Genomic DNA, 20064 nt, shown 5'->3' with positions numbered 1-20064 from the left:
CGCTCCGATCAGCTCCGGATGGTGCCCATGACACTGGATCCTGCTGCGGGGCTGCCCGCGGCCGCCGACTGGCTCGATCCCGTGCTGGGCTCGCGACCGATGCTCACCAAGGACGATCCCGAGCACCAGGCGGAACGAGCCCCGATCAACGCCACGCTGCGCCCCAAGGCCATGACCGAGGTTTGGTCCGCGCGGTTCAGCGACAACGCCCGCCGCCAGCTGGCGCGCCTCATCGCGGTCGGCCCCGACGAAGCGGACCTGAGCCGGGACTTCGCCGCCCCGTTGGCAGCTGCGAACCTCCGCGACCTGCTGGGCTTCCCGGACGACGTCCCGGACGACGACCTGGTGCGCTGGTCGACCGCGTTCATCGACGGCCTGACGGCGGGCGTCACCTCCGGGGAGCTTCTCGACCGCTGTCGCCGGGCACAGGCCGAGGTCGACGCCGTCCTCGACGACCTCATCCCTCGCGTGCGTCGCGCGCCCGGCGCGTCCATCACGTCGCACCTGGTCGCCTCGGGCATGGCGGAGTCCAGCGTCCGGGCCAACGTCAAGCTCACCATCTCCGGCGGCCTCAACGAACCCCGGCACGTCCTGGGCACCCTCACGTGGGCACTGCTGAGCCACCCCGACGAGCTGGCGGCCCTGACGAACGGCGCGACCACGTGGGCGCAGGCCTTCGAAGAAGCGGTGCGCTGGATCAGCCCGATCGGCGTGCTGCCGCGCGTCGTCACCCAGGACGTCGAGTGGTTCGGATCGTCACTGCCTGCCGGTGCTGAGGTGTGGCTGCTGCTCGCGGCAGCCAGCCGAGACCCGCAGGTCTTCGAGGAACCCGACGCCTTCCAGGTCCGGAGGGCGCATCGCTCGCACGTCGCCTTCGGGCTCGGCGCGCACCTGTGCGCGGGCCGATGGGCGGCCAAGACAAGCGTCGGCGAGATCGCCGTACCGATGCTCTTCGATGCCCTGCCCACGCTCAGGGTCCGCGACGGCGAGTCCGTCGACTTCCGTGGCTGGGAGTTCCGTGGTCCAGAGAGCCTGCCTGTGTCCTGGTCCTGATGGACGGGTCCACGCCTGTCCCGCGCGGCATTCAAGGAGGCTCTGAGTTCACCGGCCGGGTTCGACCATCGGACCGGGATCGGCCCCGGTCGTGTCGAGCAGCAACCTGATGGCGTCGGCGCGCCGGCGCAGGTAGCCGTAGTAGTAGGCGAACCCGGTGGCCACGATGCCGGCCGCGATGGACAGGCTCACCCACTGGCCGCGGTCGCCGAGCGCGAGGACGATGATGGTCCCGATGGCGACCAGTGCAACGGCGGGCGCGAACGGCCAGCCCGGCATCCGGAACTCGCCGGCGTCGGCCGTGCCGCGTCGACGGCGGGCCACGAGGGCGCTGACGGCGATGAACCCGAAGCTCACCGCGAGCGTCGAGCCGGTGGCGTTGACGACGACGGTCAGGGGCAGCAGGCAGCACAGGCCGGACAGCACTCCCATGACGACGGTGGCGACGACGGGCATGTGGGCGCGGGTCGAGACCCGGGACAGGGGGCCGGCGAGGGCGGCAGGCATGGCCCGGTCCCTGGCGGCGGCGAAGAGCAGGCGGCCGGACCACAGAGCGAAGGCGATGTTGGCGTTGAGGATCGCCAGGGCCATGGACAGCAGGACGAACGTGGCCAGGGCGTGCCCGGCGCGCTGCTCCAGGAAGGCCTGGACGGGCAGGTCCGAGCCGAGCAGGTCCGACCACGAGGCGCTGCCGAGGAGCACGGCGGCCAGCGGGACCGTCTCCAAGGTGACGGTGATGACCGCGCTCAGCATGACCGCCTTCGCGACGGCGCGACGGGGTTCGTGGGTCTCCTCGGCGAAGTAGACCGAACCGTTGTACCCGGACTGGGACAGGATGCCCTGCGTCACGGCGACGACCAGGCCGGCGACGCCCAGCGTCGTGAGCCCGCCGGCGCCGTCGGTCACCTGCAGCCGCGCCAGGTCGGTCACGGGGTGGCTGACGTGCGTGAAGCCCAGCCCGGTGAGCAGGCTGAGCGCGGCCAGCTCGACGACGAGGAACGCGCCGGTGACCCAGGCGTTCGTGCGCATCCGCAAGCAGGCCACCGCGGTGGAGATCACCGTGACGACGAGACCGGCCGCGAGCGGGCTGACGCCGTCGAACGTCCCGCGCAGGTAGTCGGCGACGCCGAGCGCGAAGATCGCCTGGCTCATCGGCAGGGTGATGAGCCCGACGAAGAACACGGCGACCCCGGCCGCTGATCCCAGGCTCCGGCTGACGAGCGTGTAGTCACCGCCGGCGAGGGGGAAGCAGGCCGACAGCTCGGCGTAGCACAGGGCGATGAGGACGCTGACGACGCCGCCGATCGCGAACCCCCAGAACGCGCCGGTCCCGTAGCCGGCGAGGGCTGCGCCACCGAGGATGAAGACGCTGGCCGCGGGCGAGATGCCCGACAGGGTCAGCAGGACGTTCCCCCCGACCCCGAGAGAGCGCTCGAGCTTCTGCTCGAAGGCGACCTCCTGCAGGCGCGGCTCGTCGGCGATGTCGCTGTCGACGGGGGGCTTGGGGGGTGTCTGCACGGCTGCTCCTGCCTGCCCGGCCATCCCTGGCCATTCCTTGACTCTTGCGTCAAAGAATGGGGAGAGACTCACACCGGCGTGGGTTACTGTCAACCCCATGGCGCGGCCGCGGAACCAGAGCAGTCGTCGAGAGGCGCTGATCGAGGCGACGTATGCCGCCGGCCGGGAGCACGGCCTGCGCCGCCTGTCTCTGACCGACGTGGCCCAGCAGGCCGGGCTGACCCGTGGCGCGGTCCTGTACTACTACGAGGACCTCGACGCGCTGCTCGTGGAGGCGCATGCCGCTGGCCTGCAACGGTTCTGCGCAGACCGGGACGCTGCGGTGGCGACGCAGGACGATCCCCGGCGGCAGCTCGACATCGCCTTCACGGTCGGGCTCCCGAGCGGTCCGGACGACGCGCTCATGCGCCTGCTGCTCGAGCTCGACGTCCTCGCCGGAACGTCGAGCCTGCACGAGGAGCTCGTGCAGCAGCTGGACCGGCACCAGCAGGCCACCTACCGGGCGATCCTCGCGGCGGGGGTCGAGCAGGGCGTGTTCCGGCCCACGCTGTCGCTGGACGACCTGACGCTCGCACTGGTGGCGATGGAGGACGGGTTCACCCTGCAGATCGTGGCCGACCGCATCATCACCCACGATGCCGCGCTGCAGGTCATGCGGTCGACTGCGGCCGGCCTGGGATGCCCTGTCCTGCAAGAGATCCCCTAACCGATCCCGCACCTGCGGCGGCCGCCAGGGCGGTGAGCTCCTCGTGCTCGGTCAGGGCCCGGTCCAGGCTCGACAGGTAGCGGTCGGCGTCGGCGAGACCGATGCACAGCGGCGGCTTGACCTTGAGGACGTTGCCCAGCAGGCCGGTCGGCTGGACGATGACACCGAGCTCGAGGAGCCGCTCGCAGATGTCGGCCACGGCGTCGGGCCGAAGCGGGGTCTTGTCACCGGCGGCTGCCTCGACGAGGTCGATGCCCTGGTAGAGGCCGAGGCCGTACGTCGCCCCGATGACCGGGTGCCGCGCCGCGAGGTCTGCGAGACCGGCGGCGATCCGGTCACCGACGAGCACGGCGTTCTCGCGGAGGCCTTCCTCGGCGATGACGTCGAGGACCGCCTCACCGATTCGGCAGGAGACCGGGTTGCCGCCGGCGGTGGAGAAGAACGGCGAGCGGGCGGCGAAGGAGTCGGCGATCTCACGGCGGCAGGCGACGAAGCCGAGCGGGTGGCCGTTGCCGGCCGCCTTGGCGCTGGCGACGATGTCCGGCACGGCACCGAGGTTCTGGAACGACCAGAAGCTGGCACCGGTCCGGCCGAACCCGACCTGCACCTCGTCGGCGATGCAGAGCCCGCCGTGGCGGCGGACCGTGGCGAAGGCGTCCTCGAGGTAGCCCGCGGGCGGGACGACGCCGCCGCGGTTCCCCAGGACGGGTTCAGTGACGAAGGCCGCCACGCCGCCGTGGGGCACGGCGTCCAGGCACCTGTCCTCGACGGACCTCACGTAAGCGGTCGCGTCGTCGCCGTGAGCGCCGCGGTGCGGGTCCGGCGCATCGGCGACGTGGACCCAGGGCGCCAGACGGTCGCGCCACCCGGGCCGGTCCGCCTCGATGGTGCCCAGCTCCATGAGCTCGGTCGTCCACCCGTGGTACGTGCCGTCGACGACGACGACGTCATGGCGGCCGGTGTGCGCGCGCGCCATCTGAAGGGCGACCTCGACCGCTTCGCTGCCGGAGTTCACGAACAGGATGGTGTCCAGCTCGGGCGGCAAGGTCGCGGCGATCTTGTCGGCGTAGTCCGCGATCGCGTCGTAGAGGAACCGCGAGTTGGTCGCCAGCCGGTCCAGCTGCGCAGCCGCCGCGGCGGTGATCCGGGGGTGGCTGTGCCCCGCGATGGCGACGTTGTTCACCATGTCGAGGTAGCGACGTCCGGTGCTGTCGTACATCCACTGGCCGCGCCCGGACACGATGAGGGGCGGGGACCGGAAGTACGTCTTCTGCACCCCGGCCACGTGACGGCTGCGGCGCCTTCGGGCGGTGGCGCCGTCCGCGACGGTCTCCAGTCCCTGTGCCGTCTCCGGGAGGAGCCTGCGGGGGTCCGGGCAGAGCCGTCGCCACAGGTCGGCGTCTCGGACCGCGCCCCGACCCGGCAGCGCCGGGTCGCTCATGAGCTGCACGTGAAGGCTTCTTGCTCCGGCCGGTAGACCACCCAGGCGCACGCCGAGAGCGACGTGTGCACCGGGTGCGACGTCCGGCTCGAGACCTTCGACCCGTAGGTAGGCGGGGACAGCGCCCGGGACGTCGAGGCGCAGCGTGACAGACGCGCCCCGGACCTGGTGGATGGCGCCGGCCATCGGCGTGAGGACGTCGGCGGGGCCGTCGACGTGCACGACCGTGCCGAGGTGCATGGCGTCCGGGACGGCGGCGTCGCGCTCGTGGTCGGTGAGCGCGGCCATCGTCTGGTACCCGCCGATTCCGCAGCGGCGCAGCAGGTGCGCCGCAGGGACGAAGTCGGGGACGACGGGCTCGAGGTGGGTGGTGCCGTGGCCGCACCTGGCGCGGATCGACGCCGCCGCGAGGGTCGGATGGACGTCCAGGACGGCGCGTAACGCGACGGCGTCGAGGGCCGCCAGTCGTGCCGCGTAGGCGTTCGTCGGGTCGGCGGCGGCTTCGACGCCCTCGACGAGGGCGCAGATCAGGGCACGCGCCAGGACGACGTCCCAGAGCAGGTCGGCCTCGGTCTCGGTCAGGGGCTTGTGCTCGAGGTATCCGTCCAGCACCTGTCTGAGGGCACCGAGCGGGTCCTCGGGTCGCCGGTCGATCGCCGCGTGGGCGGTGACGGCGAGCTCGCACAGGGCCCACGTCCAGGTCATGTCCTCGAAGTCGACGAGTCCCGTCGCGAGGAACGTGCCCTGCCGGCCGAACGCGCCGAGCACGTTGAGGTCGGTCAGGTCGAGGTGGACCACCTGCTGGTCCAACAGGGTCGAGTCTGGGGCCGGGAGGTGGTCGCGCACCCGCACGAGGGCCCGCTCGACGTCACCGCGCAGGGCCGGCGGGCACCGGTCCAGGTACTCCTCGGTGACGGCGACGGCATGCCGGGGGTCCCACTCGACGTCCCGGTGCAGAGCTGCCTCGTCGAGGCCCTGCAGCGCCCGGGACACCCGGCCCGCGACGGAGCCGAGCTCCCGGGCAGCCTGGTCCGGCAGCCGCGACCAGGCTGCGAGCCGCTCCCCGCGCACCCAGCGCATCAACCGGGTCGAGGTGCCGTCCCGCCACTGCAGGAGGTTGCCGTCGGCTCCCCGCTGCAGGGTGGGAAGGTCGAGCTCGGGGAGGGCTGCCGCCAGGTGGTCCAGGATCCTGCCTTCGGCGTGCAGGGCCGTCTCGTCGACGGCCCCCGTGGACACCCGGGCGGCCCCGATCGGCGTCCCGTCCTCGCCCAGGACCCGGTAGACGGCGTCCTGGAGGCTGCCGAGCGGGCGCACGCGTCCGGCCACGCCCCAGCCGGCCGCCAGCGTCAGCTCGACGTCTTCGACCTCCCGCGGCCGGACCACGGCCCCGCGCTCGTCCGCGCTCATCGCGCCGACTCGCCGAGGTCGCGGAGGAAAGGCTCCTCGTCGATCGAGTTGCCGCCGTCGACGACGAGGACCTGCCCCGTGATGTACGACGCGTCCGGTGAGGCGAGGTAGGCGACGAGGGAGGCGACCTCCTCGGGCATCCCGGGACGCCCCGCCGGCGTCGCCTCGCCGAGGGCCCGCTCGTGCTCGGAGGAGGAGCCGGTGGCGATCCAGCCGGGCGCCACGACGTTGCAGGTGATCCCGTGCCGGGCGTGGTCGACGGCGATCGACCGCGTGAGTCCCACGATCGCGGCCTTCGCCGCGTGGTACCCGGCGTCCCCTCGGTAGGCCATGACGGCGCCGGAGAGCGAGCCGATGCTCACGATCCGGCCGTACCCCTGCGCGACCATGGGCGCCAGGGCCGCCCGGGTGACGAAGAAATTGGTGTCGAGGTTGCGGGCCAACAGGTTCCGCCACTGCTCGTCGGTCGTCCGCTCGGCAGGGGACTGCTCCTCCTCACCCGTCGTCGCGACCATGCCTGCACTGTTCACCAGGGCGTCGATGCGCCCCCACCGCTCGAGCGCCTCGGCCACGAGCGCGTCGGCCGTCGCCGGGATGCTGAGGTCGCCGACGAAGCCGACCGCGTCCGCGCCGAGGTCGCGCAGCTCGCGGACGCGGTCGTCGATCCGCGAGCTCGTGGCGGCGACGACGAGCCGGTGGGTGGGCGCCAGGGCACGTGCGCATGCGGCGCCGATCCCGGTCGGGCTGCCGGCCCCGGTGATGACGGCGACGCGGCCGCCGGCCGGTGGCGTGCGGGTCTGGCCCTGGGTGTCCATCTCGTGTCCTCGTTCGTCGCAGGGTCGTTCAGGCGCTCGGCGTCGGCAGGACGCTGAGCAGCTCGTAGATCGCGTGGGCGGCGGCGATGCCGGTCAGCTCGGCATGGTCGTAGGGGGGCGCCACCTCGACGACGTCGACGCCGACGACGTTGAGCCCGTCGAGCCCGCGCAGCACCTCGAGCAGCTCGCGGCTCGTGAGGCCGCCGGCCTCGGGCGTGCCGGTGCCGGGGGCGTGCGCCGGGTCGAGGACGTCGATGTCGAGGGAGACGTAGACGGGGCGGTCGCCGAGCCTTGCCCGGACCCGGTTGACCAGGTCGTCGATCGGGTGCCGGATGAAGTCCCGCGCGTGCACCGTCGTGAAGCCGAGTGCCTCGCTCTCGTCGAGGTCGAGCTTGGAGTACAGCGGGCCGCGGATGCCGACGTGCACCGAGTGCTCCAGGTCGAGGAGCCCTTCCTCGGAGGCGCGCCGGAACGGGGTGCCGTGGGTGTAGGGCGCACCGAAATAGGTGTCCCAGGTGTCGAGGTGGGCGTCGAAGTGCAGGACCGCGACCGGCCCGTGGAGGTGTTGCTGGACCCGCAGCAGGGGCAGTGCGATGGTGTGGTCCCCGCCGATAGTGACCAGGGTGCGGCGGGTGCCGACGAGCTGTGTCGCCGTCGACTCGATCGTCGCGATGGCTTCCGAGAGGTCGAACGGGTTGACGCCCAGGTCGCCGGCGTCGGCGACGGTGCGGCGACCGAACGGCGAGACGTCGAGCGCCGGGTTGTAGGGGCGCAGCAGTCGGGACGACTGGCGGACGTGCTGCGGCCCGAACCGGGCTCCGGGCCGGTAGCTCACCCCGCTGTCGAACGGGATGCCCCACACGAGCGTGTCGGCGTCCGGCAGGTGCTCCCACCGCTCGAGCCGGGCGAAGGTCCCGTCGCCGGCGAACCTCGGGACTACGGTGGCGTCGACAGGCGAGGCGGGATGCGCTCGCACGGGCCTGAGGAGGGAGGCGGCGTCCCCGGCGGCGATGTCCTGCGACACAATGGGTTCCTCACTGCGACGTCGCTGCTGCGAGTATCTGACGAGCCGAGAGGCTATCAACTGATAGGAAAAATGGAAGACCTCTGATGCCTTCGTCTCGACGGACCACCCTGCCGGCCCACCACCCCCTCAGGCCTGCGCGATGACGGGCAGAGGACGCGGCCCCGACGGAGCCGCGCGGGCCAGGATCCTCGTCGAGGCATCGAGGCTGTTCGCGGTGCGCGGGTTCCACGGGACGTCGACACGCGACATCGCGGCGGCGGTCGGCATCAGGCAACCCACGCTGTACAGCCACTTCCCGAGCAAGCACGCGATCCTCGCGGCACTCCTGGACGCCGACCTGCGCCCCGCCCTGAGCCGCGTGCGCACCGCGCTCGACCTCGAGGCGACACCTGCGGCCCGGCTCCACGCCCTGCTCGTGGCCGACGTCTCGGCCATCCTGTCGCTGCCGTACGACGTGCGCGGCTTCTACAACGACGAGGTCCTCGACCTCCTTGAGCTGGACGAGCAGTCCCGGCTCCGCGAGGAGCTCCACACCCTGACCGCCCGCCTCGTCGGCCTGGGAATCGACTCCGGGGAGTTCCTCGACGAGGACCCCGCGTTCGTCCGCGGGGCGATCACCGGCCTGACCTTGCAGGCGGTCAGCGAGCGCGGCCCCGAGCCGGCGGCGAACCCGGCGCCCACAGCCCTGCGGATCGCGGACTTCGTCGTTCGAGCCCTGCTCGCCGACCGTCGGCACCTGCCCCGCATCCAGAAGGCGAGCGACACCCTGGTGGGGACGGTCGCGTCCGCGGCGAACCCCGGGGAACCGGAGTAGCCCGCACCCACCCGGTCACCGCCTCGCGCGGGCCTCAAGGTCGCTGATGACGAGCTCTACCTGCCGGCGGAAGACCTCGGCGTGGTCGATCGCCAGCAGGTGGGCGGCGGCCTGCTGCGCGTACGGGTACGCGGCCGGATCGGTCGGGTGGTACACCTGCACCCAACCCTCCTCACCCTCAGCGGCCACGGACACCAGACGCGTCGCGTGCTGGGTGCACACCGACAGCACGAGGTGGGAGTAGACGGCGTAGCCCATCGCGGCGTCCTCCCCGCGCAGGCCCGCCTGGTGGACGGCCTCGAGGACCGCATCCACCGCACGGAGCTCGTGCATGCCGCGCGTCGTCCGGTGCATGGCGACCGACGCCGCGGCCGGGTGCTCGCTCGCGGTGCGCCAGGCCCGCCAGGCGAGGTCGCGCAGGGAGTCGCGCCAGTCGCCCGCCGGCTCGTAGCCGTCGAGGCTGAGCCGGTCGAGCTCCTCGGCGATCGCGACGACGATCTCGTCACGGGCGGCGAAGTGGCGGTAGACGGCGGTCGTGGAAGCGTCGAGCGCCGACCCGAGCCGGTTGAAGGTCAGGGCGTCCGGCCCTTCCTCGTCGAGCAGGCGCAGGGCCGCCTCGACGATGCCCTGCCTCGACAGGGTTCCCCTGGCGAGCCGGCGCCGCGAGACCGAAGACGCGGTCATCGCACCTCCTCTTCCTGCCCCGACGATAGCCGGGGTCGCTCGTTCCAAGTTAGTTAACGCTATTGACTACGTCTTTCACTAGCCTCATAGTCCTCCGCTATGAGGCCAACGCCCCCGGACCTGCGCCACGCGTTCACGATCGTGGCCGAGGTCGCAGAACCCGAGGTCCTCGAGCACCGCGGTGAAGGGACGCTCGAGTTCATCCCGATCACCGGCGGCCGCGTCACCGGTGACATCACGGCTGCGGTGCTGCCCGGGGGCGGTGACTGGTGCCTGACCCGGGCGGACGGCGTCTTCCGCGTCGAGGCCCGCTACCTGCTCCGCACGGACGCCGGGGAGCTCGTCGACGTGCACAACGTCGGCTACCTGCGCCATCTCCCGGGCGAGACCGGCGACTGGACGGCGATGCGCTACTTCCAGTCCACCCCGGTCTTCCGCACGGCGTCGCCCCGACTGCAGCACCTCACGAGCACGGTCTTCGTCGGCCGGGCCCGCGCCGGTGCCGACGAGGTCTCGATCGACGTCTTCGAAGTCCTCGCCTGACCGCCGCTCTCCCTTCTGTCTCCCCGCACGCCTCGGCACGTCCGTCTCCCGCACCTCCCGTCCGCTCACCACCGTCACGCCGTCCACATCGGCACGAGTCGCAGGAGTCCCCATGCGCCACGGCAGTTCCCGTGTCCTCTCCTCCACGGTCGCCCTCGCCTCCGTCGTGCTCGTCGCCGGGTGTGCGACGACCGGGTCCGCCCCGACGGCGACGTCGAGCGGTGCGGGCGCCGCCTCGACGACGACCGTCCGGACGACGATCGTCGTACCCGCCGGCTTCGACCCCGCCAAGGGTGCGTCGCTGCCGGACTTCTTGCTGGCCCGGATGGCCTTCGACACCCTGGTGCGCAAGGACACCGGCGGCATCGTCGGCGGCCTGGCGACGACCTGGACCTCCACGCCGACCAGCGCGACGTTCACCCTGCGTACGGACGCCACCTGCACCGACGGCACCAAGATCACCCCGACGATCGTCAAGGCCTCCCTGGAGCACCTGGCCGACCCGAAGACCACCGCCTCCAGCGCGGTCTCCGTGTTCGGCCCCGGCAACGCTCCGAAGGTCACGGCGGACGACGCCGCGAACACCGTCACCGTGACCGTCGAGCGGCCGTGGGACCTCGTCGGCGGGCTGACCATCGCCACCGCCGGGATCGTCTGCCCCGCCGGCCTGGCCGACCCCGAGGCCCTGGAGGCCGGGACGGTCAAGGGCGCCGGGTCCGGCCCGTACACGCTGACCGCCCAGCAGTCCGGCGCGTCCTACACGTTCGAGCTGCGCACCGACTACACGGCCTGGCCCAAGCGAAGCCAGGAGCCCGCCGGCGCGGTGCCCAAGACGGTGCAGCTCGTCGTCTCGCTCGACCCGACGGCGGCGACGAACCTGGTCAAGAACGGACAGCTGGACATCGCACAGATCAACGCCGAGTCCATCCCCCGGGTGGAGGGCGACGGGTCCGCCAAGAGCAAGGTCTTCCCGTTCTCCGACTACTACCTCGTCTTCAACGAGCGCCCCGGCAGCCCCTTCGCCGACCCGGCCGTCCGCAAGGCCGTCGCGCAGGCGATCGACCACGCCGCCTTCGAGAAGGTCACCTCCAAGGGCACCGGCGAGGTCCTCAGCTACCTGGCCACGAAGAACACGCCGTGCTGGGACTCCGACAGCTCCTTCGTCATCCCGACCGACCTTGCCGCGGCGAAGAAGGTGCTGGCCGGCAAGACGTTCCGCCTGCTCGGCCCGCAGATCATCGGCACCAACGGCGCCGGGAACGTCTACCTGCAGGAGGTGCTCCGCTCGGCCGGCGCCACCGTCCAGCTGGAGAACACGGACGTCGGAACCTGGGTCTCCAAGGCGTTCGGCGCGCCGGACGCCTGGGACGTCCAGGTCTTCGCCGACCTCAACTTCATCGGCTCCCTCGCCAGCCCGCTGCCCTTCTTCAGCGGCCCGGCCGTCGAGGCCGGCGGCGGCAACCTCGGTGCGGTGAAGAACGCGGCCGCCGACGCCGCGTTCGCCCAGGGCCTGGCGGCCACCGACGAGCAGGGCCGCTGCTCCGGCCTGCGCGCCGCGCACCAGGCACTCGTCAAGGCCGCCGACACGGTCCCGCTGGTCAACGACGCCTTCATCTACGCCGTCCGCCCCGGCTTCGACGTCTCGATGCTCGGCGGCGCCCTCGACGACCCGACCTTCCGCATCACCGGGGCGTCCTCGTGATGGACCCGCACGCACCCCTGACCACCGTCGCGGAGCTCGTCCGCAGCCGGCAGGTCAGCCCGGTCGAGGTCGCCGACCTGTACCTGGACCGGATCGCCCGGCTCGACGGCGCCGTGAACGCCATCGTCTGGCTCGACGAGCAGGCGGTGCGGTCCGCGGCCGCCCGGGCAGCGGACGACGTCGTCCACGGCCGCCCGCTCGGCCCGCTGCACGGCGTCCCGATCCCGATCAAGGACCTGCACACCTGCGCCGGCCAGCCCAACACGATGTCCTCGCTCGCGGTCGAGGAGCGGATCGCGACGGAGAGCGACCCGGACGTCGCCGCGCTGCTCGACGCGGGCGCGATCCCGTTGGGCCGCAGCAACTCCCCGGAGTTCGGGGCGCTCACCGTCTCGGAGAACCTGCGGCACGGGGTGACCCGCAACCCGTGGCGGCTCGACCTCACGTCGGGCGGGTCGAGCGGCGGTGCGTCGGCCGCCGTCGCCGCCGGGTTCGCCCCGGCGGCGCACGCCTCCGACGGCGGCGGCTCGATCCGGGTACCCGCCTCGGTGACCGGCCTGGTGGGCCTCAAGCCGAGCCGCGGACGGGTCCGGGCGCTGGTGCGCGGCTGGGAGCACTCCACGACCGAGGGCGCGATCACCCGCACGGTCGCCGACACCGCCCTGCTGCTGGACGTGATGAGCGGCTTCGACCCGCTCAGCTGGTACAGCGCGCCGGCGCCGGAGCGGCCCTTCAGCGACGAGGTCGGCGCCGACCCGGGTCGGCTGCGCGTCGGTCTGCTCCTCGACGCCCCGACCGGGATGCCGGTCGACGACGCGTGCCGCGAGGCCGCGCTCACCGTGGCGCGGCTGCTGGAGGACGCCGGGCACGACGTCGTCCCCGTGCAGCCCTACCTGTTCGACGCCGAGACCTTCCAGGCGTTCGCCGGCGTCGTCATCAGCGCCTCGACGTGGGCGCTGCCGCTGGACGACCCGGCGAAGGTGGACGGCTACATCGGCCGCCGCCGCCGCGTCGCCGAGACGGTGCACGCCGGCCAGTACGCGGCGGTCGCGGCCCGCCTCCAGCTCGAGACCCGGCACGTCGTCGCCCAGTGGGGACGCGACTTCGACGTCCTGCTCACCCCGACGACGGCGGTCGTCGCCCCGCCGATCGGGCTGGTCCGCGGGGAGGCCAACGCCGAGCCCGAGGGGCCGCGCCTCACCGAGCTGCGCATGGTCTCGTTCACCGCGTTCTGCAACGTCAGCGGCCTGCCGGCGATCACCCTCCCGGCGCACCGCACCGCCGACGGCGTCCCGGTGGGCGCCCAGCTCGTCGGCGGCCCCTTCGCCGACGCGCTGCTCATCCGCCTCGCCTCCCAGCTGGAGCCCGCGCTCCCGCTCGTCGGCGCCCACCCCGCGGACGAGGACCTCCTCGTCCCGGCCGGGCGATGACGGCCACGACGGCGGGCGAGGCGCCCGCCCCGACCGCCGGCGGCCACGCGCGGGCCCGCGGCAGGTCGGTGCTCGACCTGCCGTGGGTGCGGTTCGCGGTCCGCCGGGCCGGCGGGCTCGCCCTCGCCCTCGCCCTCCTCGTCACCGTGACCTTCCTGATCGTGCCGCTCATCCCGGGCGACCCTGCGCGGGCCATCGCCGGCAGCACGGCGTCACCGCAAGCGGTCGCCACGATCCGCGCCGACCTCGGCCTGGACCGCCCGCTGCCGCAACGATTCGCCGAGTACGTCGCGGGTCTGGCCCGCGGCGACCTCGGCACCTCCTTCCGCTACCGGGTGCCGGTGTCGGACGTCGTGACGGCGCGGCTGCCGTACACGGTGCAGCTCGCCGTCCCCGCCATCGCCCTGGTCCTGGTGCTGGCGATCCCGCTCGGGATGGCCGTCGGCGTCCTGACCCGCGGCGGGCGCCGCCGCCGGCTCGACGTCGCGTTCGGCGCGCTCGCCGGCACCGTCGCGGCCGTGCCGCCGTACGTCATGGGCACCCTGCTCGTCGTCGTCTTCGCCATCGGGCTGAAGCTGTTCCCGCCAGGGGGCGCGCAGACCCAGGCCTCGCTCGTCCTGCCGATCCTGGCCCTGGCCGTCGGCCCCGCGTGCGCGGTCGCCCGGGTCGTGCGCGCCGAGACGTCGTCCGTGCTGGAGCAGGAGTTCCTGCGCACCGCGCGCGGGCGACGTCTGCCGGCGGGCCGGCTCTACCTGCGGCACGCGCTGCCCAACCTGCTCACCAGCGTGCTCACGCTGACCGGTCTCGTCCTCACCTCGCTGCTCGGCGGAACCGTCGTCATCGAGAACGTCTTCAGCTACCCCGGGCTCGGCACCGGGATCGTCCAGGCGATCGTCAGCAAGGACTACCCGGTCATCCAGGGGATCATCCTGTGCGTCGGCACGCTCGCCCTGGTCGTCAACCTCCTCGTCGACGTCGTGCTCGGCATCGTCGACCCGCGCACCCTCACCGGAGGCCACCATGGCGGTTGACACCGCCCTGCTCGCCGAGGCCGCGCTGCGCGGGCCGTCGGCCCGGAAGGCCTGGCGGCGGTCGCCGTCCCTGCTCGCCGGCGGCACCGTGCTGCTCACGCTCGTCGTCGTCGGCGTCCTCGCCCCTGTCCTGCTGTCCGGCCCGGCCGGGACGCTGACCGGCGATGCCAACCTGCGCCCCGGTGGCGCGCACTGGCTCGGCACCGACCCCTTCGGCCGGGACGCCCTCGCCCGCGCGCTCGTCGCGACCCGGCTGACGCTCCTCATGGCGGCGGGCGCCACCGCGCTGTCCTTCGTCGCCGGCGTCGCCGTCGGCGCCGGAGCGCTACTGGCCCCGCCGCGCGTCCGGCAGGTGCTGCTGCGCGTGGTGGACGCCGCCGTGGCGTTCCCCTCGCTGGTCCTCGCGCTCGTCATCGCCGCCGTCCTCGGCGCGGGCGCCGGCTCCGCGGTCGTCGCCATCGGCCTGGCCGGGGTCCCCGGCTTCGCCCGGCTCACCTACAACCTCACCCAGGGCGTCGCCACCCGCGACTTCGTCACGACCGCGCACCTGCTCGGTGTCCCCGGGCCGCGCGTCCTCGCCCGGCACGTGCTGCCGAACGTCTCGGGCCCGCTGCTGGTCCTGCTGACGTCGTCGTTCGCGCTGTCCCTGCTGGAGATCAGCGGGCTGTCGTTCGTCGGCCTCGGCGTGCAGAGCCCGCAATACGACTGGGGCCGTCTGCTCAACGAGGCGCTGCCGTCGATCTACACCTCGCCGTGGCTCGTCCTGGCGCCGTCGCTCATGCTCGTCCTCGCCGGGGCCGGCGCGATGCTCGCCGGGGACGGCCTCGCGCGTCTGGTCGACCCGCGGCAGGCGCACGGCGCCCCGGCCGGCACGCGGTCGACGCGCCGGGCGGCTGCCGCGGTCACGGACGTGGCGGACGGCGCGGACGGCGCGGGTGCCGGGTCCGACGACGCCGTGCTCGTCGTCGACGGCCTCGTCGTCGAGGCGGCCGGCCGGCGCCTCGTGGACGACGTGTCCTTCCGGGTGCGGCCCGGCGAGGTCGTCGGCCTCGTCGGCGAGTCGGGGTCCGGCAAGTCGACGATCGCGATGGCGGTGGCCGGGCTGCTGGCCGACGGCCTGGTCGCCGACGCGCGCGAGCTCCGGCTGCGCGACATGGACCTGCTCGGGCGGCCGCCCGCCCGGCGCCTCGCGACCGAGATCGGCATCGTCTTCCAGGACCCGTCCGCCACGTTCAACCCCGCGCTGCGCCTGGGCTCCCAGCTCACCGAGGTGCTGCGGGTGCACCTGCGCCGCTCGCGGACCGCGTCCCGGGACGCCGTCGTGGCCGCCCTGACCGAGATCAAGGTGACCGAGCCTCGACGCCGGCTGCGCCAGCACCCGCACGAGCTGTCCGGCGGGATGCTGCAGCGGGCCTCCATCGCCGCCGCCCTCAGCACCGAGCCGGCCCTGCTCGTGGCCGACGAGCCGACGACGGCGCTCGACGTCACCGTCCAGGCCGAGGTGCTGCGGCAACTGCGCCGGCTGCAGCGCGAGCACGGCACCGCCGTGCTGTTCATCTCCCACGACATCGGCGTCGTCGGGGCGCTCTGCGACACCGTGCTGGTGCTGCGCGACGGGCGGGTCGTCGACCGGACGACCGGCGCCGCGCTGCGCGCCGGGGCGGCGGACCACCCGTGGACCGCGGCGCTGCTCGCCGCCCGCCCAGGCGCCCGACACGAGGAGGCGACGCCATGACCGCTCCGACGTCCGCCGGGACGGCGACCACCGACGCGGCCGCCCCGCCGCTGGTCCACGTCGAGGACCTCGTCGTCGTCCTCGGCCACGGCCGCTCGGCCCGGACCGTCCTGGACCACGTCGACCTCACCGTCGCGCGCGGTGCGGCGCACGGGCTGGTCGGGGAGTCCGGCTCGGGCAAGTCGACACTCGCCAAGGCCTTGGTCGGCGTCCACCGGCCCGCGTCGGGGCAGATCCGGCTCGGCGGGATCCCCTTGCCCCACCGCGGGTTGCGCGGCCGCCGGCCCGACGGGCTGCCCCGGGTCCAGCTCGTGCCGCAGGACCCGTGGTCGTCCCTCGACCCGCGGCGCACCGTCGCCGAGACGATCGCCGAGGCGCTCGACCCGCGACGCGCCAGGGTCGCCCCGGCTCGGGGCCGGATCCGCACCCTGCTCGAACAGGTCCGGCTCGACCCGGACGCCGCCGACCGCTACCCGCACCAGTTCTCCGGCGGCCAGCGCCAGCGGATCGCCGTCGCGCGCGCCCTGGCCGCGGACCCCGACCTGCTCGTCGCCGACGAGATCACCTCGGCGCTGGACCTGACGACCCAGGCCGGGATCCTCGACCTGCTCGCCGACCTGCGCGCGCGACTGGGCCTGACGATGCTGTTCATCTCCCACGACCTGGCCGTCGTGCGCGAGGTCAGCGACGAGGTGACGGTGCTCCTGCACGGCCGCGTCGTCGAGCAGGGCCCGACCGAGGACGTCTTCGCCCGACCGTCCGCCGACTACACCCGCCGACTGCTCGCCGCCGACCCCGGGGCACCCGGCTTCACCCTCGACGGCGCCGGCTGAACCGCGCTTCACCAGAGGCTCTGCCCGCAACGGCGGTCCCGGCACGATCCCGCGACCGTCAACGGCTGCCCTGTGCCACCGGGACCGGCCGACCCGACCGACTGACCCACCGACCCGACGGAGACATCTCATGAGCACCCCCGCAGCCACCACGGCGTCGAGCGACCTCTGGCGCTGGTCGGCGACCGCTCTGCTCGACGCGATCCGCCGGGGCGAAGTCAGCGTCACGGAGGTGGTGTCCGCCCACCTCGACCGTGCCGCAGTCGTCAACCCGTCGGTCAACGCGCTCGTCGAGGTCTCCGCGGACGAGGCGCTCGACAGCGCCCGTGCATTGGACGCGGCGTCGCCGCAGTCGCGGACCGGCCTGCTGCACGGCGTGCCGACGGTGGTCAAGGACAACACCGACCAGGCCGGGCACCGCAACACCAACGGGATCGCCGCGGCGGCGGGCAACGTGGCGGCGCAGGACGCGTCCGTCGTCGCAGCGATGCGCGCGCACGGCGCCGTCTTCGTCGGCCGCAGCAACCTGCCGGCCTTCGGGCTGCGCTGGTTCTCCGAGAACGACCTGTTCGGGCGGACCCTGAACCCGTGGACGAAGGACCGCACCCCCGGCGGCTCCAGCGGCGGCGCAGCGGCCGCCGTCGCGACCGGGATGGTCCCCGTCGCCCATGCCAACGACATCGGCGGCTCGATCCGGTACCCCGCTGCGATGTGCGGCGTCACCGGAATCCGTCCCACCGTCGGACGGGTCCCCAAGTGGGCGGCGCCGTCCCCGGTGAACCTGGCGCCCTCGCTCGCCGAGACGGTCATGGCGGTCGAAGGCCCGATCGCCCGCCACGTCAGCGACCTGCGGGTGGCCCTCGAGGCGATGTCGCGTTACGACCCGCGTGACCCTGCCTCCCTGCCCGTCCCGTACCGTGACGAGCCGCCGCTCGGTGCCGGCGCCCGGGTCACCGTCGTGCGCGAGGTCCCCGGCGTCCAGACCTGCGCCGCCGCCCTCGACGCGATCGAGAAGGCCGCGGGCTGGCTGAAGGAGGCCGGCTACGAGATCGTCGAGCACGACGTCCCGGAGATCGCCGAGGCCCACCGGCTCTGGCAGCTGCTCCTCTTCGAGGAGCTGCGCCCCGCGACGGCCGAGTTCGCCGCGCGCGGCGGCGAGCAGCTGCACGAGTCCCTCCTCAACAGCTTCGCCATCGCCGAGCCGGTGTGGGGACCGGCGCCGACGCTCGAGGACTTCATGCACGGCTACACGCGACGCAACGAGCTGCTGTCCCGGCTGGAGACCCGGTTCCTCGACGCGCCGCTCCTGCTGACCCCGGCGTCGGCCGCGCTCGCGCCGCTGCATGGTGCCGATCACGGACCGGTCGACGCTGCCAAGGCGCTCATGGACGCCCAGTGGCCGATGACGTTCGTTCCCTGCCTCGGCCTGCCCGGTGCCACCGTGCCCACCGGCATCGTCGACGGTCTGCCCACGTCGGTCCAGCTCGTCGGCGGCCGGTTCCGCGAGAGCTGGATCCTCGACGCCGCCCAGGCCATCGAGGACCGCGCCGGCGTCATCACGCCGATCGACCCGTTCCCGACGTCCTGAACGGCCGAAGGCCTTTGCATCGCGGCCGGCGACGCGGACGAGCTCGACGAACTCCGCGATGCCCAAGGCAGCCGACCCGCGGCCGAAGCCGGGCGCTTGGTGCCGCCGAACGGCAGTTCTGCCGACCCTCACCGATCCATCGGGGCGGTCCCAAGCGACACTGCATCAGCGGCAACCGCCCGCAGGACCTGCTCCCGGCATGCTGTCTCCTGTCTCCGCTGCGCCAGGGCGAGGTCCACGGCTCGGCGGGCCACGGTCCGTCGGGTCAGCGGCAGGCCTTCGGCGGCGAGCTGGGCGCGGGCTTCCCGTTGGACGGCGACTCGTCGTCCGTCGAGCTCGGCCAGCACCGCCTCGAGCTCGGCGAGCTCGGCACGTTCGCCGGGATGATCGACCGCCTCGAGTCCGCTCGCGCCGGGCGTCGTGGTGGCGTCCCACCACGGGCCTGGGCAGCGGACCCTGGCTGGGCTGCGGGTGGCCGGGTCGGCGGCGACCGCGAGCAGCGCCGGGATCGCCGCGGCTGGCGGCAGGCCGTGATCGAGGACGGCATCAGCCAGCACGTCCGTCAGCCGGTCTGCGGTCCACAACCCGGCCGGGAGGCAGAGCTGGCGGCGCAGGATCACGCAGCGGGCTGCCACGTCGTCCAGGTCCGCGACCCCGACGGCGGCCAAGAGCTGGCTGCGCCGTACAGCCCGCACCGCGCGCCGCGCCGTCCCGGCCAGCAGGTCGCCAGAGTCGTCGGCATCCGCGGTCCGCGGCGGGGAGGAGGGTCCGGGAGGAGGGTTTGTCTGGGTCAAGAACTCTGGGTCGGGCCGCATCCGTGCGGCCACCCCCGCCGCATTCGTGCGGCCGGGGGTGGCCGCAGATCTGCGGCCACCCCTGCGACCCTTGCCGCCCTCGACGACGCTCCCTGAGCACACCGGCACGACCGTCGTGTGACCCCGGTCGTCCGGGGTGGCCGCATCCCTGCGGCTACCCCACCCCCGGCCCGGTCGCGGCGTCGTCCCCGGCTGCGTGGTCCGGACCAGGTACCGGTTGGTCAGGCTCACCCCGTCCCGGAACCGGCGGGTGACCTCGACCGCGCCGATCCCGACGAGTTCCTTCAGCGCCCGGTCGACCGTGTCGACCGACTTCTTCCGGAGCCGGTCCGCCAGCGTTCTGCGGGACGGCATCCGCTGCCCCGACGACTGCCCGAACCGCAGCAGCACCGCATACAGACGCACGGCGGCGTCAGAGACGTCGGCGTCCAGGACCCACTCCGGGACGATCGAGAACCGCTCCTCGACAAGCAGCAACCCGGCGGACTGGACGGCATCAGACGGCACGAACCGGCCGGCCGAATCCGCCGACTCGCGAGCCCCGTCCTCTATCGCTGACGACGCCGGAGCAGCAATCCTGGAATCCGCGGTCTGGACGTCGTCGAGGGTCGCGGTCACGGGGTCACCGACCGAGCGCGGAGGGGGTGGTCAGAGGGCTGAGACTGCCAACGTGGTGCCAACGGAACTGCACTCACTACGTTGCAGGAGCCGGACGAGCCGACACGAGACGGATTCAGGATCCGTTGCAGGAGAACAGGAACGCTCACCACTGGTCCAGCCCGTCACGAGCCGGACGACCAATGTCCGAACTTTTAATCCGCGGGTTGTGGGTTCGATCCCCACGGGGCCCACCTTCCGACCTGTATGCCTTCGGCTGATGCTGGACGTTTGGTCGTCGGTTGATGCTTGACGGTGTTTCGGT

16 protein-coding genes are annotated in these 20064 nt (G+C 73.2%); 10 read left to right on the top strand and 6 right to left on the bottom strand.

The window, feature by feature from the left end; genetic code table 11:
* Positions 1–27 precede the first annotated feature (27 nt).
* A complete protein-coding gene (locus tag ECOMGDLI_RS18595) occupies positions 28–1053 on the top strand; it encodes a cytochrome P450 (protein ID WP_143447777.1) in 1026 nt (341 codons plus the stop codon).
* Between the two features lie 48 nt (positions 1054–1101).
* Here ECOMGDLI_RS18595 and ECOMGDLI_RS18590 read toward each other — a convergent pair whose 3' ends face one another.
* A complete protein-coding gene (locus ECOMGDLI_RS18590) occupies positions 1102–2571 on the bottom strand; it encodes an APC family permease (protein ID WP_198954985.1) in 1470 nt (489 codons plus the stop codon).
* A gap of 97 nt (positions 2572–2668) precedes the next feature.
* Between ECOMGDLI_RS18590 and ECOMGDLI_RS18585 the strand changes: the two genes are divergently transcribed.
* The gene (locus ECOMGDLI_RS18585) at positions 2669–3277 is read left to right on the top strand and encodes a TetR/AcrR family transcriptional regulator (RefSeq protein WP_088318340.1); all 609 of its coding nucleotides are present in this window, start codon (positions 2669–2671) and stop codon (positions 3275–3277) included.
* On the opposite strand, the gene ECOMGDLI_RS18580 is transcribed toward ECOMGDLI_RS18585, so the two are convergent.
* The 3 genes from ECOMGDLI_RS18580 to speB are packed head-to-tail and all read right to left on the bottom strand — an operon-like array spanning position 3222 to position 7916.
* Complete coding sequence (locus tag ECOMGDLI_RS18580; RefSeq protein ID WP_088318339.1) at positions 3222–6125, bottom strand: aminotransferase class III-fold pyridoxal phosphate-dependent enzyme; 2904 nt, start codon at positions 6123–6125, stop codon at positions 3222–3224. The genes ECOMGDLI_RS18585 and ECOMGDLI_RS18580 overlap by 56 nt on opposite strands.
* The gene (locus ECOMGDLI_RS18575; RefSeq protein ID WP_088318338.1) at positions 6122–6940 is read right to left on the bottom strand and encodes an SDR family NAD(P)-dependent oxidoreductase; all 819 of its coding nucleotides are present in this window, start codon (positions 6938–6940) and stop codon (positions 6122–6124) included. Before ECOMGDLI_RS18575 ends, ECOMGDLI_RS18580 begins: the two co-directional genes overlap by 4 nt.
* 28 nt (positions 6941–6968) lie before the next feature.
* Positions 6969–7916 carry an agmatinase gene (gene speB, locus ECOMGDLI_RS18570; RefSeq protein WP_088318356.1) on the bottom strand — a complete coding sequence of 316 codons (948 nt, stop codon included), beginning with the start codon at positions 7914–7916 and terminating at the stop codon, positions 6969–6971.
* Positions 7917–8106: 190 nt separating this feature from the next.
* On the opposite strand from speB, the gene ECOMGDLI_RS18565 reads away from it, so the two are divergent.
* Complete coding sequence (locus tag ECOMGDLI_RS18565; protein ID WP_088318337.1) at positions 8107–8781, top strand: TetR/AcrR family transcriptional regulator; 675 nt, start codon at positions 8107–8109, stop codon at positions 8779–8781.
* A gap of 15 nt (positions 8782–8796) precedes the next feature.
* On the opposite strand, the gene ECOMGDLI_RS18560 is transcribed toward ECOMGDLI_RS18565, so the two are convergent.
* A complete protein-coding gene (locus ECOMGDLI_RS18560; RefSeq protein WP_088318336.1) occupies positions 8797–9465 on the bottom strand; it encodes a TetR/AcrR family transcriptional regulator in 669 nt (222 codons plus the stop codon).
* A gap of 99 nt (positions 9466–9564) precedes the next feature.
* Between ECOMGDLI_RS18560 and ECOMGDLI_RS18555 the strand changes: the two genes are divergently transcribed.
* The 7 genes from ECOMGDLI_RS18555 to ECOMGDLI_RS18525 all read left to right on the top strand — a co-directional run bounded on the left by ECOMGDLI_RS18555 (position 9565) and on the right by ECOMGDLI_RS18525 (position 18327).
* Complete coding sequence (locus tag ECOMGDLI_RS18555) at positions 9565–10008, top strand: DUF3237 domain-containing protein (protein WP_088318335.1); 444 nt, start codon at positions 9565–9567, stop codon at positions 10006–10008.
* A gap of 112 nt (positions 10009–10120) precedes the next feature.
* Positions 10121–11710, top strand: a complete 1590-nt coding sequence (locus ECOMGDLI_RS18550) for an ABC transporter substrate-binding protein (RefSeq protein ID WP_088318334.1) — start codon at positions 10121–10123, stop codon at positions 11708–11710.
* Entirely contained in the window at positions 11710–13140 is a 1431-nt protein-coding gene (locus ECOMGDLI_RS18545; protein ID WP_198954984.1) for an amidase, read from the top strand. The genes ECOMGDLI_RS18550 and ECOMGDLI_RS18545 overlap by 1 nt, the downstream gene beginning before the upstream one ends.
* Positions 13137–14171 carry an ABC transporter permease gene (locus ECOMGDLI_RS18540; protein WP_088318332.1) on the top strand — a complete coding sequence of 345 codons (1035 nt, stop codon included), beginning with the start codon at positions 13137–13139 and terminating at the stop codon, positions 14169–14171. Before ECOMGDLI_RS18545 ends, ECOMGDLI_RS18540 begins: the two co-directional genes overlap by 4 nt.
* Positions 14161–15906: a dipeptide/oligopeptide/nickel ABC transporter permease/ATP-binding protein gene (locus tag ECOMGDLI_RS18535; RefSeq protein ID WP_088318331.1), complete on the top strand. Its 1746-nt coding sequence runs from the start codon at positions 14161–14163 to the stop codon at positions 15904–15906. Before ECOMGDLI_RS18540 ends, ECOMGDLI_RS18535 begins: the two co-directional genes overlap by 11 nt.
* A complete protein-coding gene (locus ECOMGDLI_RS18530) occupies positions 15903–16739 on the top strand; it encodes an ABC transporter ATP-binding protein (protein ID WP_088318330.1) in 837 nt (278 codons plus the stop codon). Before ECOMGDLI_RS18535 ends, ECOMGDLI_RS18530 begins: the two co-directional genes overlap by 4 nt.
* Positions 16740–16869: 130 nt before the next feature.
* Positions 16870–18327 (top strand): amidase, encoded by a 1458-nt coding sequence (locus ECOMGDLI_RS18525; protein ID WP_088318329.1) that lies wholly within the window; start codon positions 16870–16872, stop codon positions 18325–18327.
* Positions 18328–18455: 128 nt separating this feature from the next.
* Here ECOMGDLI_RS18525 and ECOMGDLI_RS18520 read toward each other — a convergent pair whose 3' ends face one another.
* A complete protein-coding gene (locus ECOMGDLI_RS18520; protein WP_088318328.1) occupies positions 18456–19760 on the bottom strand; it encodes a helix-turn-helix domain-containing protein in 1305 nt (434 codons plus the stop codon).
* Positions 19761–20064 lie beyond the last annotated feature (304 nt).

Origin of the sequence: Kineosporia sp. R_H_3, from assembly GCF_002198675.1 — a bacterium.
Taxonomy (GTDB): domain Bacteria; phylum Actinomycetota; class Actinomycetes; order Actinomycetales; family Kineosporiaceae; genus R-H-3.
This window is presented reverse-complemented; position numbering and strand designations above follow the sequence as displayed.

Coding starts and splice junctions, on each gene's coding strand:
- ECOMGDLI_RS18525 (WP_088318329.1), top strand. CDS start 16,870: ATGAGCACCCCCGCAGCCACCACGGCGTCGAGCGACCTCTGGCGCTGG.
- ECOMGDLI_RS18575 (WP_088318338.1), bottom strand. CDS start 6,940: ATGGACACCCAGGGCCAGACCCGCACGCCACCGGCCGGCGGCCGCGTC.
- ECOMGDLI_RS18535 (WP_088318331.1), top strand. CDS start 14,161: ATGGCGGTTGACACCGCCCTGCTCGCCGAGGCCGCGCTGCGCGGGCCG.
- ECOMGDLI_RS18565 (WP_088318337.1), top strand. CDS start 8,107: ATGACGGGCAGAGGACGCGGCCCCGACGGAGCCGCGCGGGCCAGGATC.
- ECOMGDLI_RS18585 (WP_088318340.1), top strand. CDS start 2,669: ATGGCGCGGCCGCGGAACCAGAGCAGTCGTCGAGAGGCGCTGATCGAG.
- ECOMGDLI_RS18595 (WP_143447777.1), top strand. CDS start 28: ATGACACTGGATCCTGCTGCGGGGCTGCCCGCGGCCGCCGACTGGCTC.
- ECOMGDLI_RS18560 (WP_088318336.1), bottom strand. CDS start 9,465: ATGACCGCGTCTTCGGTCTCGCGGCGCCGGCTCGCCAGGGGAACCCTG.
- ECOMGDLI_RS18545 (WP_198954984.1), top strand. CDS start 11,710: ATGGACCCGCACGCACCCCTGACCACCGTCGCGGAGCTCGTCCGCAGC.
- ECOMGDLI_RS18555 (WP_088318335.1), top strand. CDS start 9,565: ATGAGGCCAACGCCCCCGGACCTGCGCCACGCGTTCACGATCGTGGCC.
- ECOMGDLI_RS18540 (WP_088318332.1), top strand. CDS start 13,137: ATGACGGCCACGACGGCGGGCGAGGCGCCCGCCCCGACCGCCGGCGGC.
- ECOMGDLI_RS18580 (WP_088318339.1), bottom strand. CDS start 6,125: ATGAGCGCGGACGAGCGCGGGGCCGTGGTCCGGCCGCGGGAGGTCGAA.
- ECOMGDLI_RS18530 (WP_088318330.1), top strand. CDS start 15,903: ATGACCGCTCCGACGTCCGCCGGGACGGCGACCACCGACGCGGCCGCC.
- ECOMGDLI_RS18550 (WP_088318334.1), top strand. CDS start 10,121: ATGCGCCACGGCAGTTCCCGTGTCCTCTCCTCCACGGTCGCCCTCGCC.